This is a genomic window from Kitasatospora sp. NPDC004614 (assembly GCF_042873675.1).
Classification (GTDB): Bacteria; Actinomycetota; Actinomycetes; order Streptomycetales; family Streptomycetaceae; genus Kitasatospora.
In genome coordinates this window covers 338,479-353,058 of the sequence record NZ_JBIALR010000004.1, presented here as the reverse complement: position 1 = coordinate 353,058, position 14,580 = coordinate 338,479, and the positions used below count along the sequence as shown (strand labels likewise).

The 14,580-nt window shown below is 73.4% G+C and carries 18 protein-coding genes; 8 read left to right on the top strand and 10 right to left on the bottom strand.

Annotated features, from left to right (window positions below):
• The 3 genes from ACFYST_RS13825 to ACFYST_RS13815 form a co-directional block, all read right to left on the bottom strand.
• Positions 1–353, bottom strand: a 353-nt coding sequence (locus ACFYST_RS13825; protein WP_387861924.1) for a helix-turn-helix domain-containing protein, incomplete at its 3' end; no start/stop codon positions are given.
• A gap of 69 nt (positions 354–422) precedes the next feature.
• The gene (locus ACFYST_RS13820) at positions 423–1,034 is read right to left on the bottom strand and encodes a TetR/AcrR family transcriptional regulator (protein WP_387861921.1); all 612 of its coding nucleotides are present in this window, start codon (positions 1,032–1,034) and stop codon (positions 423–425) included.
• A 27-nt stretch (positions 1,035–1,061) separates the two neighbouring features.
• Positions 1,062–1,895: an alpha/beta fold hydrolase gene (locus ACFYST_RS13815; RefSeq protein ID WP_387861918.1), complete on the bottom strand. Its 834-nt coding sequence runs from the start codon at positions 1,893–1,895 to the stop codon at positions 1,062–1,064.
• Between the two features lie 183 nt (positions 1,896–2,078).
• Here ACFYST_RS13815 and ACFYST_RS13810 point away from each other — a divergent pair, with 183 nt between their 5' ends.
• The 4 genes from ACFYST_RS13810 (at position 2,079) to ACFYST_RS13795 (ending at position 4,432) form a co-directional block, all read left to right on the top strand.
• A complete protein-coding gene (locus tag ACFYST_RS13810; RefSeq protein WP_387861916.1) occupies positions 2,079–2,579 on the top strand; it encodes an SRPBCC family protein in 501 nt (166 codons plus the stop codon).
• Positions 2,576–2,893 (top strand): alpha/beta fold hydrolase, encoded by a 318-nt coding sequence (locus ACFYST_RS13805; protein ID WP_387861913.1) that lies wholly within the window; start codon positions 2,576–2,578, stop codon positions 2,891–2,893. The genes ACFYST_RS13810 and ACFYST_RS13805 overlap by 4 nt, the downstream gene beginning before the upstream one ends.
• Positions 2,894–3,052: 159 nt before the next feature.
• Positions 3,053–3,664 (top strand): YbhB/YbcL family Raf kinase inhibitor-like protein, encoded by a 612-nt coding sequence (locus tag ACFYST_RS13800; protein WP_387861911.1) that lies wholly within the window; start codon positions 3,053–3,055, stop codon positions 3,662–3,664.
• Positions 3,665–3,781: 117 nt separating this feature from the next.
• On the top strand, positions 3,782–4,432 hold the full coding sequence (locus tag ACFYST_RS13795) for a transcriptional regulator (protein ID WP_387861909.1): 651 nt from the start codon (positions 3,782–3,784) through the stop codon (positions 4,430–4,432).
• On the opposite strand, the gene ACFYST_RS13790 is transcribed toward ACFYST_RS13795, so the two are convergent.
• From ACFYST_RS13790 to ACFYST_RS13780, 3 genes are all read right to left on the bottom strand, one after another.
• A complete protein-coding gene (locus ACFYST_RS13790) occupies positions 4,429–4,965 on the bottom strand; it encodes a GNAT family N-acetyltransferase (protein WP_387861906.1) in 537 nt (178 codons plus the stop codon). The genes ACFYST_RS13795 and ACFYST_RS13790 overlap by 4 nt on opposite strands.
• Before the next feature lies 1 nt (position 4,966).
• On the bottom strand, positions 4,967–5,818 hold the full coding sequence (locus ACFYST_RS13785) for a DNA polymerase subunit beta (RefSeq protein WP_387861903.1): 852 nt from the start codon (positions 5,816–5,818) through the stop codon (positions 4,967–4,969).
• A gap of 115 nt (positions 5,819–5,933) precedes the next feature.
• Positions 5,934–6,440, bottom strand: a complete 507-nt coding sequence (locus tag ACFYST_RS13780) for a GNAT family N-acetyltransferase (RefSeq protein ID WP_387861902.1) — start codon at positions 6,438–6,440, stop codon at positions 5,934–5,936.
• Positions 6,441–6,661: 221 nt separating this feature from the next.
• Here ACFYST_RS13780 and ACFYST_RS13775 point away from each other — a divergent pair, with 221 nt between their 5' ends.
• The 3 genes from ACFYST_RS13775 (at position 6,662) to ACFYST_RS13765 (ending at position 9,202) form a co-directional block, all read left to right on the top strand.
• Positions 6,662–6,856 carry a hypothetical protein gene (locus tag ACFYST_RS13775; RefSeq protein WP_014134294.1) on the top strand — a complete coding sequence of 65 codons (195 nt, stop codon included), beginning with the start codon at positions 6,662–6,664 and terminating at the stop codon, positions 6,854–6,856.
• Between the two features lie 122 nt (positions 6,857–6,978).
• Entirely contained in the window at positions 6,979–8,592 is a 1,614-nt protein-coding gene (locus tag ACFYST_RS13770; protein ID WP_387861900.1) for a hypothetical protein, read from the top strand.
• Positions 8,593–8,827: 235 nt separating this feature from the next.
• Positions 8,828–9,202: an RNA polymerase-binding protein RbpA gene (locus ACFYST_RS13765; RefSeq protein WP_073816413.1), complete on the top strand. Its 375-nt coding sequence runs from the start codon at positions 8,828–8,830 to the stop codon at positions 9,200–9,202.
• Positions 9,203–9,368: 166 nt separating this feature from the next.
• Here ACFYST_RS13765 and fxsA read toward each other — a convergent pair whose 3' ends face one another.
• The 4 genes from fxsA to ACFYST_RS13745 all read right to left on the bottom strand — a co-directional run bounded on the left by fxsA (position 9,369) and on the right by ACFYST_RS13745 (position 13,937).
• The gene (fxsA, locus tag ACFYST_RS13760) at positions 9,369–9,938 is read right to left on the bottom strand and encodes an FxsA family membrane protein (protein ID WP_387642690.1); all 570 of its coding nucleotides are present in this window, start codon (positions 9,936–9,938) and stop codon (positions 9,369–9,371) included.
• Between the two features lie 244 nt (positions 9,939–10,182).
• The gene (gene lnt, locus ACFYST_RS13755) at positions 10,183–11,760 is read right to left on the bottom strand and encodes an apolipoprotein N-acyltransferase (protein ID WP_387861897.1); all 1,578 of its coding nucleotides are present in this window, start codon (positions 11,758–11,760) and stop codon (positions 10,183–10,185) included.
• A gap of 96 nt (positions 11,761–11,856) precedes the next feature.
• Positions 11,857–13,470 carry an amidohydrolase gene (locus ACFYST_RS13750; RefSeq protein ID WP_387861896.1) on the bottom strand — a complete coding sequence of 538 codons (1,614 nt, stop codon included), beginning with the start codon at positions 13,468–13,470 and terminating at the stop codon, positions 11,857–11,859.
• Positions 13,471–13,496: 26 nt separating this feature from the next.
• Positions 13,497–13,937, bottom strand: a complete 441-nt coding sequence (locus ACFYST_RS13745) for an Lrp/AsnC family transcriptional regulator (protein ID WP_387642693.1) — start codon at positions 13,935–13,937, stop codon at positions 13,497–13,499.
• A 207-nt stretch (positions 13,938–14,144) separates the two neighbouring features.
• On the opposite strand from ACFYST_RS13745, the gene ACFYST_RS13740 reads away from it, so the two are divergent.
• The gene (locus tag ACFYST_RS13740) at positions 14,145–14,546 is read left to right on the top strand and encodes a hypothetical protein (protein ID WP_387861893.1); all 402 of its coding nucleotides are present in this window, start codon (positions 14,145–14,147) and stop codon (positions 14,544–14,546) included.
• Positions 14,547–14,580: the final 34 nt, after the last annotated feature.

The following is a 14,580-nucleotide window of genomic DNA, read 5'->3' as shown; positions in this document are numbered from 1 at the left end:
CGGCGGACCTCCCGGCTGATCGTGGAGGGGCTGCGGCCCAGCTCCGCGGCGATCGCCCGGATCGTGGCCTTCTCCCGCAGCCGGTCGGCGATGTGGAGGCGCTCGTCCTCGGTCAGGTACCTGGACGGACCGGAAGGCGGCACCACCGCGTTGATCGGTGGCGCCGCCTTCTGTCGACGGTCCGCACTGCGGCCGTTGCGCCACTTGCGGCCGGTCCTGCTGTCGATGCCGACGACCCGACACGCCTGCGCATTGGTGTAGCCCTGCTGCATGAGCCGGGAGTATGCCTCCCGCTCCCGACTCAGCTTCACACGCCCCTGAGCCGTCCGGTCCTCACGGATCTCGAAGTCCAATACATCCCCTGAACTGGGGTGTTGCAACGACTCCTAGAACCTGCGCCGCGGGCCGGCCCTTTCGGCTTCTCACGGCACCCTTGGCGGGGAGGCCAGCGCGGCCGACACCAGGGCCTGGACGCCCTGCTCGTCGAGGTCGCCGTCGAGGACGATGCCGCGGAAGAGCATCAGGCCGGCCCACATGTCGAGCAGGGTGAGGACGTCGGTGTCGGCAGGGAGGACGCCCCGGGTGACGGCGCGGCGCAGGACGGTGGCGGAGCGGTCGCGGCGGGGCTCGATGAGCTCGGTGCGCAGGCGGTGGGCGAGTTCGGGGTCGGTGGCGGCGTCCGAGATCAGCGCAGGCAGAATGGCCCGGACCTGTGGGGCGCCGTAGAGGCCGGCCAGCGCCTGGGCCACGGCGAGGATTTCGCGCGGGCTGTCGCCGAGGTCGTCCACCGGGATGTCCGGCAGCCGGGTGCGTACGGCGTCCAGGGTGAGTGCGGCCTTGTGCGGCCAGGACCGGTAGACGGTGGCCTTGCCGACGCCGGCCTCCTGCGCGATGCCGCCGACCGTCGCCCTCGCGTAGCCGACCCGGGACAGCACCCGCAGCGTGGTCTCCAGGATCCGTTCCCGGGCCGCCAAGTCCCTTACGGGCGCGCCCTGTTCCTCGGACAGCGGGAGCAGATTCCGCTTCTCCCCCATGGGTGTCCTTGCCTCCGTCTGTTCTCGTCAGCGCCCGGCCAGCCAGCCGGTGATCAGTTCGGCGATCCCGCCGCCGGAGCGGGCCCAACGGACGTGGTCGGCGGATTCGCCGTTCGCGGGCGTGTGGTGGCGGCGCTCCACCTGGGCGGCGGGGAGCTTGGCGACCAGGCGGTCGACCGCGCTCGCGGGGGCGAGGTGGTCGCCCGGGAGCGAGACGGCGAGGACGGGCAGGGAGAGCGCCGCCAGGGCCTGTTCGTAGTCGAGGTCGGCGCCGGCGGGCGCGAAGCGGCCGGTGCGGCCGAGGCGGGCCCAGTCGCGCATCAGCCGGGCGGGCTGGCGGCCGCCGAAGCCGAGCCGGTGGCCGGGCCAGTAGCCCCACAACGTGGCGATCAGCGCGAGGAGTTGGGTGCTGGCCAGTACCCGCAGGCGGGCGATGCCGGTGAAGCCCCGGAAGTCCACGGTGCCGGAGGCGACGAGCACCAGGCCGTCCACCGCCTTGGGTTCGCGCGCGGCGGCCAGCACGGCGGCCTGCCCGCCGATGCTGTGGCCGAGCAGGAACAGCGGCACGTCCGGCCCGAACCTGGCCCGGGCCGCCGCCGTCACCGCCGGGAAGTCCCGGGCGGCCAGCGCGTGGTAGCCGTGCGTCGTGCGACGGTCGGCGGGCGGCCCGCTCTCGCCCTGCCCGCGCAGGTCCACCGCCACCGTGGCGACGCCGCGCGCGGCCAACTCGGCGCAGAACGGCGCGTAGTAGCCGGCCGGCACCCCGAGCGCGGGCCACAGCATCAGCACCGCCGTGGGTACACCGTCCGGCACCGTCACCGTCGCGGCCAGCGCCTCGGCGCCCGGCACCGGTATCCGCACGATCCACCCTCCCGTCTCCACTCGCCCCACAGCTCGGAACGAGTCGTCTCGTTCCAAGCTAGCGAGCACTCTCCCGAACCGTCAAGTACCGTCCCCACCAGCACTTTTGGCGACACCCGCCGCTCTTGCGCCGCTCTCCGCGCACCGATTACAGTCCGGACCCCCACCCCATCGGAGGTACGCATGACCCGCCAATGGACCCTTCGGGAGAGCGTGACGGTGCACGCCTCCGCCGAGTCGGTGTACGCCGCGCTCCGCGACATCCGGAACCTGGCCCGCTGGAGCCCGGAGTGCTTCGCGATCCGGACACTGGGCCGCGGACCGGTCACCGAAGGCACCCGTTTCCTGGGCTTCAACCGCAAGGGCCCGTTCGTGTGGTTCACCGACTGCCGGGTCAGCACCGCCAGGGCGCCGCAGGAGTTCGCCTTCCGGGTGGCCGTCTTCGGCCTCCCGGTGGCCAGTTGGGGCTACCTGATCAAGCCGGACGGGCCGGACGCCGTCCGCGTCACCGAATACTGGGAGGACCTGCGCACCGGCCGGGGCTCCCGCCTGACCGAGTTCCTCGGCCGCGCCTTCACCGGCACCCGACCCACCGACCGCGCGGAGATCAACCGCACCGGCATGCGCGCCACCCTCGAACGCCTGCGCGCCGCCGTCGAGTCGACGCACCCCGCCCACCCGTGACCAGCCCGATCGTGCTGGTCCACGGCATCCGCCTGTCCGCCACCGTGCGGCGCCCGCACGTCCGCCGCCTCACCCCCGACTTCCGCGTCAGCGCCGCGGACCTCCCCGGCCACGGCACCCTCGCCACCTGCCCGTTCACCCTCGACGCCGCGGGCGCCGCCGCGCACGACGCCGTCCTCGAGACCCGCGAGGCGACCGGCCGCCGCCCACCGCTGCTCGATATGTCCACGCCGCCACCCGCCACTCCCGCCTGTTCCGCACCCCCGGCGGCCACCTGCTCTCCCTCCAACACCCGGACCGCTTCGCCACCTTGATCCGCCGCGCCCGCCGCACCTTCCACCCGGCCGACAGTTGGCGCGTCACGAGATCCTCAGTGCGCAAACTCTTGACCGCCCGCCGAATGGCCGGTTAGCTGACGGCCGCCGCACTGCCCATACGTGACGGTGCGTCAAATCAACGACACGGGGGTCAAGTTGATCATCTCTCGCCTGCCCGCGCTGCGCACGGCCGCCATCGCCGCTGCCGCGCTGACCATCAGCTGCACGCTCACTGCCGCCGCCCCGGCGTCGGACACCTCCTCGACGGCCCGCCTCACGCCGTTCACCCTCACCAGCCCGGACTTCCGCGACGGCGGCAAGCTCCCGGCGTGGACGGAATTCGGCTGGCCGGGCATCGAGGACTCGCCCTGCCGCGGCAAGAACCTCGCGCCCCAGCTGAACTGGCGCAACTCCCCTGCCGGCACACAGGGCTACGCGCTGCTGGTGAACGACCCGGACGCGCCGCGGGCCGGCGGCTGGCACCACTGGGTGCTCTACGACATCCCCGGCTCCGCCCGCCGCATCGACGGCCACGGCACTGCCCAGTTCACCCCGGGCGCCAACAGCTTCGGCGACCCGATAGTCGGTTGGGGCGGCCCCTGCCCGCCCGCCACGGGCCAGCCCCACCACTACGTCTTCACGCTCTACGCGCTCTCCACCCCGACCCTCCCGACCGCGGGGCTGACGTACGAGGAGGTCACCGCCGCGATCCAGCCGTACGTCCTCGGGGCCACCACCATCGTCGGCACCTTCACCCGGACCCCCTGACGCCCGCACAACACCGTTGAGCGCGAACGCCGTTCCCCGGTGTGGCGCTCCGGCGGCCGCGGACACCGCCCCTACCATGGGCGGTGTCCGCACCAGTCCCGCCGCCGGAGGTGCCCCATGACCAACGCACGGGAACTGTACGAGCGCACCGTCGCCGAACTCGCCCCGGCCGCCGCCCACAACCGCCTCGTCGAACTGGCGGAGGCCGGCACCGCACCGGTCGAGGCACTGCGCCGGATCGCCGGCGAGGAGTACCGGATCATCCACAGCGACCGCCGCTCCTTCGCCCTGATCGCCGCCCGCCACGCCGACAGCTCCCCCACCTCCGCCGCGTTCTTCCTCGGGCTCGCGGAGGGCGAAGGCCAGGCACTCGACCTGCTCACCCCCTTCGCCACCGCCGTCGGCCTCCCGCCCGCCGACCTGGCCGCCTACCGCCCCCGCCCGGCCGCGCAGACCTACCCGCACTACCTCGCCTGGCTCTCCCAGAACGGCCGCCTCGGCGAGACCGTCCTCGCCCTCCTCGCCAACTTCGGCTTCTGGGGCGGCTACTGCGCCCGCCTCGCCAAGGCCCTCCCCGTCCACTACGGACTCTCCGCCGAAGCCACCGCCTTCTTCCGCTACTTCGCCACCCTCCCCCCGGACTTCGAACCCACCGCCCTCGGCCTCCTCCAACTCGCCCTCGACGAAGGCGAATCCGCCGAGGACGCCCGGCACGCCGCCGTCATGATGCAGGCGTACGAGGCGTCCTTCTGGGCAGCGGTCCTCTAGCGCTTCAGCCGGTACACCACCGTCCGCCGGTGCTCCCCCGGCGGCAGCGTCACATCCTCGAAGTCCGCCGCCGGGTCGTACGTCATGCCCAGGCGTTCCGCCACCGCCCGCGACGGAGCGTTCCCGGCCGCGATCAGCGCCAGGATCTCCGGCAGCGCCAACTCCTCGAATCCGTACCGGAGTACAGCCCGCGCCGCCTCCGTCGCGTAACCGTGGCCCCACACGTCCCGGTGCAGCCGCCAGCCCGCCTCGACGCCCTCGACCGGCGCCTCCTCGTCCACCGGATCGAGCCCGGCGAACCCCAGGAACCGCCCCCCGTCCCGGAGTTCGACGGCCCACCAGCCCCAGCCACGTTCGGCGAGCTCCGCCCGAAACGCCTCCAGCGCCCCCGCAGACTGCTCCCGGGTCATCACCGCACCGAAATACCGTCGCACCTCGGGGTCGGCGTTCAACTCCGCCCACCGGTCCAGGTCGCTGTCCTGCCACTGGCGCAACAGCAGCCGGGGCGTGGTCAGTTCGACGAATGCCGCCATCTCAGACCCCCGCCCCGGCCAGAACCTCGCCCGCCAGCTTCTCCGCCGCGTCCAGCACCGCACCGAGCGCCGCCGGGTCGGCCCCGCCAGGGGCGAACAACGCCTGTGCCCGCCGCTCGAAGTCCGGTGGCGCGGAAGGGAGTTGCCCGGCCGAGGCGATCGCCCCCTTCTCGTTCACCAGCCACCGCCCGTCCCGCGCGTGCAGCGCGTGCACCAGCAGACCGACCGCCCGGAACAGGCAGCCCTGCACATAACCGGCATCGCCGCGCCGCGCCCCCTTGCGCGCATTGGCGAGCGCGAACGGCACCTCCCACCCGGCGTCCGCCTCCAACCGCCGCGCCAACTCGGCCGGGAATTCCCGCACTTCGCCCTGAAGCGCGGCCAACGACCCGGCCCGGTCCGCCAGCACCCGTCCCATCGCCAACTCGCCGACGTACGCGTACGACGGCACCCCGTACGGATGCCCGGCCTGCTGGCCCTGAACGTAACGCCCGCCCCGCACCTCGGCGGCGTACTCGCGGACCCGGGCAACGTCCCGGTAGATCCAGTCGACCCGCACCGGACCCAGATCCAGCCACGCCCCGCCGTCCACCCAGGGACCCCAGCCGCCGGGCTCGGTCACCTCGACGGGCCCGCCGCAGAGTTCGGCCGCCAGCCGGCGCAGCGCATCGGTGTCCAACTCACCGGGCCGGTAGTACAACCCCAAGTCGTAGTCGGAACCCGCAACATGCGCCCCCCGCGCCCGGCTACCGCCCAGGCAGACGCCGACGATTCCCTCGACCGCCACCAGCCGCGAGGCGATCCGCCCGAGCTCGGCCTCGCTCAACTCGCCATGCCCACTGTTCTCGTTCATCGCCCGCCACGATGCCGCACCGCCCCCTCCCCCGCCAGACGTTTTCGCCCGAACGGCCGCCCGGAAGGCGCGGTGCGGCACGAGCCGAACTCAACCGGCCGTGAGAACCCGAAAGTTACCGTGCGCCGGCGCTCAAGTCGGCCTCCGCGCCGACGAGTTCCTTGCCCATGCAGATGCTGAGCTCGTGGTCCTTGTAGTAGCCGAACTTGCGGATCTCGACGTACCCCTCGGAGCTGTACAGCCCGACCGCCTCGGGCTGCAGGGTGCCGGTCTCCAGCACCAGCCGTGTCCGCCCCGCGGCGATCGCGGCCTGTTCGAGGTGGCGCAGCAGGGTACGGGAGTAGCCCTTGCCGCGGGCGGCGGGGACGACGTACATCCGCTTGAGTTCGGCGTCGCCGTCGCGCAGGCCGTCCGCGTCGCGCTCCTTGACCCGCCATCCGCCGCAGGCCACCGGCTCGCCGTCCACGTAGCCGATCACGAACAGCCCGGCGGGCGGGTCGAAGTGGTCGGTGTGCATGGCGGTCTGGTCGCCGTCGCCGTAGCGCAGGACGTACTCCTGCTGGACGTCGGCGGCGAGCTTCTGGGCGTCGGGGTGTCCGAAGCCGGTGGTGCGGATCTCCATGTCGGTCAAGGGTACGGGCCGCTTCCTGGCGGCCTTTCGGCGGGCGGCCGGCCCCGCGCATCCGGACGGCCGTTCGGGGTGCGCCCCGAAACCGCCGTTCAAGCGATTTCCGGCCGGGCGCCTCGGGGTCAACCCGTTTGCCGCACACCATCATCTATTACTTTTTGTCACCATTAAGGCACTTTCTGTCAACTTGTCCCCGCCCCCGTGAGGAGCATCCCGTGATTCTCTCCATCTCAGGCATCGTGCTGTTCGGCGTCATCGCCTTCCTGTTCTTCCGCCGGGACGGGCTGAAGATCTCGCACGCCCTGGTGTGCGCACTGTTCGGTTTCTACGTCGCGGGTTCCTCGATCGCCCCGAGCATTCAGGCGGGCGGCGCGAGCCTGGCCAGCCTGATCGGCGGCCTGAAGTTCTGACCGGCCCCACCTCCTTGCGGCCCGGGCGCGGAGGTCCCACCGCCCCGGGCCTTTCGCCGACCCGGGGCATCCCCGCCGGCGACCGACCGACCGTCGAAACACCACCCGCCTCGGGAGCCAGCATGTCCCTCATCCGCCACTTCCACCGGGGCCGCGACCTCGCCCGCACGGCCGGCGACCACGCCGCCGACGTGTTCACGCCGCTGACGCTGATCGGCCGCGGCCTGCTCCGCCACGCCGACTGGGCCAAGACCCGCTGGGCGGCCACCCCGAAGGAGCGCCGCGGCCCGACGCTGCTGGTCGGCGCGGCCGTCACGCTCGGCGTCTTCCTGCTGCCGCACGGCCCGCTGATCGCACTGATCGCCCTGGTCGCCTCGGCCGCCTGGGTCGGCCGCAGCCCCAAGTCCGCCGCCGAGCCGCAGCCGGACCACGCCGACGTCAAGCTGACCGCGCTGTACGCGGCGCTCACCCCGTACCTCGGCGGGTTCGACGAGCCGTTCGCGCTGTACCGGCTGGACGGCGAGTGGCGGGCCGCGTTCTCCGGCTGGGAGTTCGACCCGGACGGGCGGCTCACCGCACTGGAGATCTCCTACCCGGCGTACTTCACCGACACCGAGCCCGCCGCCCGGGCCCGGATCGAGCAGGTGGTGCAGGGCAAGGCGGGCCGTTCCAGGGAGTACCGCTTCGACTGGGACGAGGAGATCAACCGGCTGCGGGTGACCTCGCTGGCGCCGCTGCCGGCCGACATCGTGGCGCAGCGTTTCGTCACCGCGCCGGGCGAGATCGTGCTCGGCTTCACCGACGGCGCGGGCAGCCACCACCGCACCATCCCGGTCGAGCAGGGCGGGGTGACCGAGCAGCAGCCGCCGGTGGTGTGGCGGGTCGGCCCGCGCTCGGCCGAGCCGCACCTGCTGGCGCTGGGCGCCGCCGGTTACGGCACCTCGACGCTGCTGCGTTCGATCGCGCTGCAGGCGCTGCCGTACGGCGACCTGGTGGTGGTGGACGGCGCGAGCACCGGCGAGCACGCCTGCCTGGTGAACCGTCCGGGCGTGTACACCGTGGAGACCAGCCTGCACGGGGCGCTGGCCGCGCTGGAGTGGGTGGCGAAGGAGACCGAGCGCCGGCTGATCGCGCTGAACGCGGCCCGCCACCACGGGGTGCCGGCGCCGGCGGACGTCACCCGGCCGCTGTGGATCCTGCTGGACCACCTCACCGAGCTGTCCGAACTCGCCCACGCCGAGGGCCGCACCGACCCGCAGGAGCTGCTGGAGGTGCCGCTGCGGCACGGCCGGGCGGCGCGCGTCACGGTGGTGTTCGTGGACGACCTGGACGCCCGGCACCGGATCGCCGCCACGGTGCACACCTGCACCCGGGCCCGGATGGTGCTCGGCCCGGTCACCTCCGAGTCCGGCTCGGCCGGGCTCGGCGTCCCACTGGACATCGCGCCCGCCGCGCACACCCCGCCCGGCCGCGGCTACGCCCGGCTCGGCACCGCCTCCCCGGTCCGGGTCCAGGTCCCGGTCACGGTGGACCCGCTGGACGACGAGGCCCCGCCGGCCCTGCGCGAGGCGGTGATCGCGCTGCTGCCGCACCGCGACAGCCCGATCGAGGCGCCCGCCCCGACCGCGGCCGAGCCCGCCGAGTCCGACCCGTTGGTCGCCGTTGAGGTGGCCGCGGAGGTTGCCGCGGTGCAGCTGACCAAGGACGCCGCCCCGACACAGTCGCGTCCGGCCTGACGGACCCGCGCGGTTGCCCCCGATTCACGCCGACCAGAAGTGCACAAAATGTGACACGCCGGGTGATATCACCGCGCAGATGTGACAAATCGGGCGACCATGGGTACAAACAGGGGCGGCACGACAGGCGACGTATGTCCCGGACGGGAATCTTCGTCGGAGGTCGAGCGTTGGACCCATCGACGAAGACAGCGACCACTAGTCCTGTGGGCAAGAAGCCCGGGAGGCACGATTCATGAGCGAGCGAGCTCTCCGCGGCACGCGACTCGGGGCGACCAGCTACGAGACCGACCGCGGTATTGATCTGGCACCGCGCCAGACCGTTGAGTACGCATGTCAGAACGGACACCGATTCGAGGTGCCGTTCTCGGTCGAGGCGGAGATCCCCGTGGTGTGGGAATGCCGCTTCTGTGGCCAGGAGGCCGCACTCCTCGACGGTGAGGAGCCCGAGGAGAAGAAGACCAAGCCCACGCGCACCCACTGGGACATGCTGATGGAGCGCCGGACCCGCGAGGAGCTGGAGGAGGTTCTGGCCGAGCGCCTGGCCGTACTCCGTTCCGGTGGGATGAACCTGGCGGTCCACCCGCGGGATTCCCGCAAGTCCGCCTGACGGACGCGACACCGCACCACTGCCGAAGGGCCCCGGAAGTTCCGGGGCCCTTCGGCGTTCCCGGCTCCGGCGCGAGCGTTCCCGGCTCCGGAGCGAGGAACAAAAAACTCCCCGCTCCGGAGCGATCCGAAGCGGGGAGAGTGAGAAGCGGGGAGAGTGACCGGGGTCAGGGGGCGATCGGCGGCCGGTACTCGGTGTCCGGGCCCTTCGGGCCGGCCGGCGGGTCGACGACCTCGCCCTGGACGACCTTGCCGTCGGGGCGGTGGATGCGCAGCTGCTCCTGCAGGCGCATCGCGTCGGCGAACCGGTCCGCGCCGACCGGGGCGGTGGAGCGCAGCACCGTGCCGGTGAGCCGGCGGGCGGCGGCGCGCCACACGGCGCGGGTGGGCGGGAGCAGCAGGGTGGCGGCCAGCAGGTCGGACAGGAAGCCCGGCAGGATCAGCAGGACGCCGGCCAGCACCGTCATCGAGGTGCCGGTCTGCGGCTGCGCGGACTGCGGGTCCTTTGACAGTTCGACCGCGGCGCGGAACGCCCGTACCCCGGCGCGCTTGATCACCGTGCCGCCGAGGAACACTCCGGCGAGCAGCAGCACCAGCGTCAGGAACCAGCCCACCCAGCCGGCCACCACGGTGACCAGCCAGATCTCCAGCACCAGCCAGGCGGCGATCATCAGCGGCACGAATCGGGCGATGCGCCCGCGCCGGGTCGGACGGGCCGAGGTTGCTTGCTGGGACACGGTACGGATCCACTCCATCGCGGTGCTCTCAGCGGCGGCCGGCGACTCCGGCCGCGTTCACGGCACCACCCTGGACAACGGCCCGGCACCGCCGGGTGTTCCGCCGCCCCGGCCCTGACCTGGGCGGCGCCGGGTGTTCCGCCGCCCCGGCCCTGACCTGCCGCTGACCGGTTCCACGGAGGCCCAAAGCGGCCGGGCGCGGCCCAGCACGCGCCAGGACCGCCCCGAGCCGCCGAACGCCCGCTCAGGCCCGCTTGGCCGCCCGGCGCCGCTGCCACCCGGCCGCGGCGGCGAAGCCGCAGGCCAGCAGGCCGCCGAGGGCGAGCACCCACTCCGGCCCGGCGCCGACCTTGTCGGCGACCGTCTGGCCGTCGCGCAGCGGCACCACGGCGCTCAGCACTTCCTGGTCGAGCTCCTTGGTGCGCTGCTCGACCACGCCGTCCGGGGTGATCACCGCGCTGACGCCGCTGGTGGCCGCGATCAGCACCGCCCGGCCGTGCTCGACCGCCCGCAGCCGGGACATCGCCAGCTGCTGCTCGGTCTGCCCGGTGTTGTTGTAGGTGGCGTTGTTGGTCTGCACCACCAGCACCCGGCCGCCCTGGTTGACGGTGTCGCGGACGATCTCGTCGTACGCCACCTCGAAGCAGATCACGTCGCCGATCCGGGCCGGGCCCAGGTGCATGACGCCGCTGCCGGTGCCGGGGTAGAAGTCGCGGGCGACCCGCTGCAGGCGGGTGATCACCTTGGAGAGTTCGGCGCGGAACGGTACGTACTCGCCGAACGGCACCGGGTGCTGCTTGGTGTAGGACTCCCCCGGGCCGGAGTTCGGGTCCCACACGATGCCCTCGTTGCGCACGTGCTGCTGGTCCGGGCCGTCGACCAGGGCGCCGACCAGGGTGGGGACGCCGATGGTCTTCACGGCCTGGTCGATCCGGGCGTAGGCCGCCGGGTCGGTGAACGGGTCGAGGTCGGAGGCGTTCTCCGGCCAGATCACCACGTCGGGCTTGGGCACCCGGCCGGCCGCGACGTCCTCGGCGAGCTGCTCGGTGGTCTTGGCGTGGTTGTTCAGGACGAGCATCGGCCGGCCGAGGAAGTCCATGCCGGGGCGGTCCACGTTGCCCTGGACGATCGCGACCTTCACGGTGTCGGCGGCCGTGGTCGGCACGGGCACCGCGTAGCCGACCAGCACCAGTCCGACGGCCGCCAGGCTGCCCACGGCGGTGCGCCACGGCAGTACGGCGGTTCCGGCCCGGCGGGCCCGCAGCACGCACAGCGCCGCCCAGGCCAGCAGCGCGCCGCAGGAGGCGACCGCGAAGGTCACCAGCGGGGCGCCGCCGAGCGCGGCGAGCGGCGTGAACGGGCTGGCGGTGTTGGCGAACGCCAGCCGGCCCCACGGGAAGCCGCCGAACGGCAGCCGGTCGCGCGCCCACTCCTGGGTCACCCAGAGCATCGCGCCCCACAGCGGCCAGCCGCGCAGCTTCGAGGTCAGCGCCAGGCCCGCGCCCATCAGCGCGAAGAACACCGACTCGATCGCCGACAGGCCGACCACGCCGTCCCAGCCCACCACCCGCAGCCAGGACAGCAGCACCACGAAGAACGGCAGCCCGAACACGTAGCCCAGCCAGGCGCCGTGCCGGGCCCGCCGGCCCCGGGTCAGCAGCGTCAGCGCCGCCACCCCGAGGATCGACAGCGGCCACACGTCGTACGGCGGGAACGCGAACGCCATCGCCGTCCCGCACACCGCGGCCAGGCCGGTCCGGGCCCACCATCCCCCGCGGCCGCGGCGCGCCGGCGCCCCGTCCTCCGGCTGCTGCCCGGTCACGGGGCGCTCCTGCGAAACGGGCAGTGCCACCTGCGCACCATCTCTCTACTCCGTACGACGTCCCCCGAAAGGTACATCACGCGTGGAGAGGGCCTGCTAGGCCTGGTGGGTGTGCACCGTCCGCCCGCAGACGACGGTGCGCAGGCAGGTGGGGAGGGGCTCGCCGGGGGTGAGGTCGGGGAGGCCGGGGGTGCCGGAGCGCGGGTCGGTGGACCAGCCGGCGATGCGGTTGTCGGGGGCCTGGACGACCAGGTCGGTGGTGGCCCAGACCGCGTAGGAGGCGACCGCGCCGGGGACGAGCACGCCGTCGGTGTCGTGGCCGAGGGCGCGGTGGCCGCCGCGGGTGTGGGCGGTGAACGCGGCGCGCACCGAGATCTGGTGCTCGGGGGTGCGGTGGAACGCGGCGGCCCGGACGGTGCCCCACGGGTCCAGGGGGGTGACGGGCGCGTCGGAGCCGAAGGCCAGCGGAATGCCGGCCCGCAGCATCGCCGCGAACGGGTTGAGCTGCGCGGCGCGTTCGGCGCCGAGGCGCTCGACGTACATGCCGTCGGGGCCGCCCCAGGTGGCGTCGAAGGCGGGCTGGACGGAGGCGGTCAGGCCGAGTTCGGCGAACGCGGCGAGGGTCTCCGGGGTGAGCGCCTCGGCATGCTCGACGCGGTGCCGCATCGCCTTGACGCGTTCGGCGCCGAGCTTCTCCCCGGCGGCGCGCACGCCCTCGACGACGGCGGTGATCGCGGCGTCGCCGATGGCGTGAAACCCGGCCTGCAGGCCGGCCTCGGTGCAGGCGGCGACGTGCTCGGCGATCTGCTCGGCCGTCAGGTAGGCGACGCCGGTGTGATCGGTGTCGGCGTAGCTGTCGTGCAGGCAGGCGGTGTGCGAGCCGAGCGCGCCGTCGACGAACAGGTCGCCGCCGGCGCCGACCGCGCCGAGCCGCTTGGCGGTCTCGACACCCGCGGCGCCGAGCTCGCCCCAGTAGCCGAAGACCTCGGGGCCGTCGGTCTCGGCGGCCAGCGCGAGCAGCGCGGCGAGGTCCTCGACGGAGGAGATGTCGGGGCCGGCGCACTCGTGCAGCGCGCCGATGCCGAGTTCGGCGGCGCGGCGCAGCGTGGCGAGCTGGGCGTCGCGGCGCTGGGCGGCGGTGAGGTGGGCGAGGGCGGCGCGGCGGACGGCGTGGTGGGCGTCCTGGGTGAGCGGGCCGTCGGCGGAGTACCCGGCGCAGTCGGCCAGCGTCGGGACGAGGGCGCGCAGGGCGCTGGTGGCGAGGCCGGAGTGGACGTCGGTGCGGGACAGGTAGAGCGCGGCTCCGCCGGCGGCGGCGTCGAGTTCGGCGAGCGACGGGGCGCGGTGCTCGGGCCAGCGGGTCTCGTCCCAGCCGTGGCCGAGCAGGATGCCGTCGCCGAAACCGTCGGTGAAGGAGGCGATCGCGGTGAGCGCGTCGGCGAGCGAGGCGCAGGCGGTCAGGTCGAGGCCGGTGAGGGCGAGGCCGGTGGAGGTGGCGTGCACGTGGGCGTCGACGAACGCGGGGGTGACCAGGGCGCCGGCGAGGTCGACGATCTCGTCGGCGACGTCGGCGTACGCCTCGGCGGCTCCGTCGCTGCCGACCCAGGCGATGTGTTCGCCCTCGACCAGCATGGCGGTGGCGAAGGGGTCGGCGGGGCTGTAGACGTTGCCGCCGCGCAGCAGGACGGTCCGGTCGGTGCGTTCGGTCATGGCGACCAGTCTCGCACCACGGACGGTCAGAGCTTCGGGGGGCGGGCCTCGTACGGGGTGGAGAGGACGACGGTGGTGCGGGTGGAGACGCCGGCGGCGGAGCGGATCCGGGCGAGCAGGTCCTCCAGGTCGCCGGGGCCGGGGACGCGGACCTTGAGGATGTAGTTCTCGTCGCCGGCGACGCTGTGGCAGGCCTCGATCTCGGGGAGGCCGACCAGCCGGTCGGGGGTGTCGTCGGGCGCGCTCGGGTCGAAGGGCTTGACCGAGATGAACGCGGTGAGCGCCAGATCGACGGCCTCCGGGTCGACGATGGCGGTGTAGCCGCGGATGACGCCGCGCTGCTCGAGGCGGCGCACCCGCTGGTGCACGGCCGAGGTGGACAGGCCGGTGGCCTTGCCCAGGTCGGTGTAGCTCATCCGTCCGTCCTGCAGCAGCAGCCGGACGATGCGCTGGTCGAGTTCCTCCACAAGGCGTCAACCTACTCGATCCTTACCGGGCTGTGCAGCGAGCTCGCTGGGGGCGCATTCGGGGGGCACATGCCAACGGAATGTGGCGAGGAACACATGTGGTGCATCACCGTGCGCCGGAGCGCAGGGTTATGACACGCCGTCAGCGGGAAGTGCTGCTGGTGGCCCGGACAACGAGTGACTCCGGCCCGATCCGAGGGGGATCAGATGCCTTCCACCGACCAGCGTTCCGACGTCGAGGACGAACCCGGCGCGCCCGAGCTGTCCCTGGGGACGGACGCGGGTGCGGCCGACAACTGGGAGATCGTCCGGGTGCACTGCCCGGCCTGCGACCGTCCGATCGCCCTGATCGGGGACGAGGAGCGGCTGCCGCAGCACGCGGTGCTGCCCTCCGCGTGGAACCCCTTCCAGTCGGCGATCTGCCGGGGCACCGGCACGCCGACGGCCGACCTGCCGGAGTCCGAGGAGCAGCCCGAGCAGGCCGGCCCGGAGAACCTGGTGACGCTGCCGACGGCGCTGGACTGGCGCACCCAGCCGTTCTCGCACGCGGGTGCCCACCGCGCGGTGCGGGCGCTGGTGCCCGCGCAGCGCGACCGCCGGGCGGCCTGAGCCGCCGGATCCCGTCGAGGGTGCCGCGGGGCCG

What these genes read in the sequence shown, in the direction of transcription:
- ACFYST_RS13780 (WP_387861902.1), bottom strand. Translation starts at nt 6,440, where the DNA reads ATGGAGATCCGCACCACCGGCTTCGGACACCCCGACGCCCAGAAGCTC.
- ACFYST_RS13810 (WP_387861916.1), top strand. Translation starts at nt 2,079, where the DNA reads ATGACCCGCCAATGGACCCTTCGGGAGAGCGTGACGGTGCACGCCTCC.
- ACFYST_RS13750 (WP_387861896.1), bottom strand. Translation starts at nt 13,470, where the DNA reads ATGACCGAACGCACCGACCGGACCGTCCTGCTGCGCGGCGGCAACGTC.
- ACFYST_RS13765 (WP_073816413.1), top strand. Translation starts at nt 8,828, where the DNA reads ATGAGCGAGCGAGCTCTCCGCGGCACGCGACTCGGGGCGACCAGCTAC.
- ACFYST_RS13795 (WP_387861909.1), top strand. Translation starts at nt 3,782, where the DNA reads ATGACCAACGCACGGGAACTGTACGAGCGCACCGTCGCCGAACTCGCC.
- ACFYST_RS13740 (WP_387861893.1), top strand. Translation starts at nt 14,145, where the DNA reads ATGCCTTCCACCGACCAGCGTTCCGACGTCGAGGACGAACCCGGCGCG.
- ACFYST_RS13785 (WP_387861903.1), bottom strand. Translation starts at nt 5,818, where the DNA reads ATGAACGAGAACAGTGGGCATGGCGAGTTGAGCGAGGCCGAGCTCGGG.
- ACFYST_RS13820 (WP_387861921.1), bottom strand. Translation starts at nt 1,034, where the DNA reads ATGGGGGAGAAGCGGAATCTGCTCCCGCTGTCCGAGGAACAGGGCGCG.
- ACFYST_RS13770 (WP_387861900.1), top strand. Translation starts at nt 6,979, where the DNA reads ATGTCCCTCATCCGCCACTTCCACCGGGGCCGCGACCTCGCCCGCACG.
- ACFYST_RS13790 (WP_387861906.1), bottom strand. Translation starts at nt 4,965, where the DNA reads ATGGCGGCATTCGTCGAACTGACCACGCCCCGGCTGCTGTTGCGCCAG.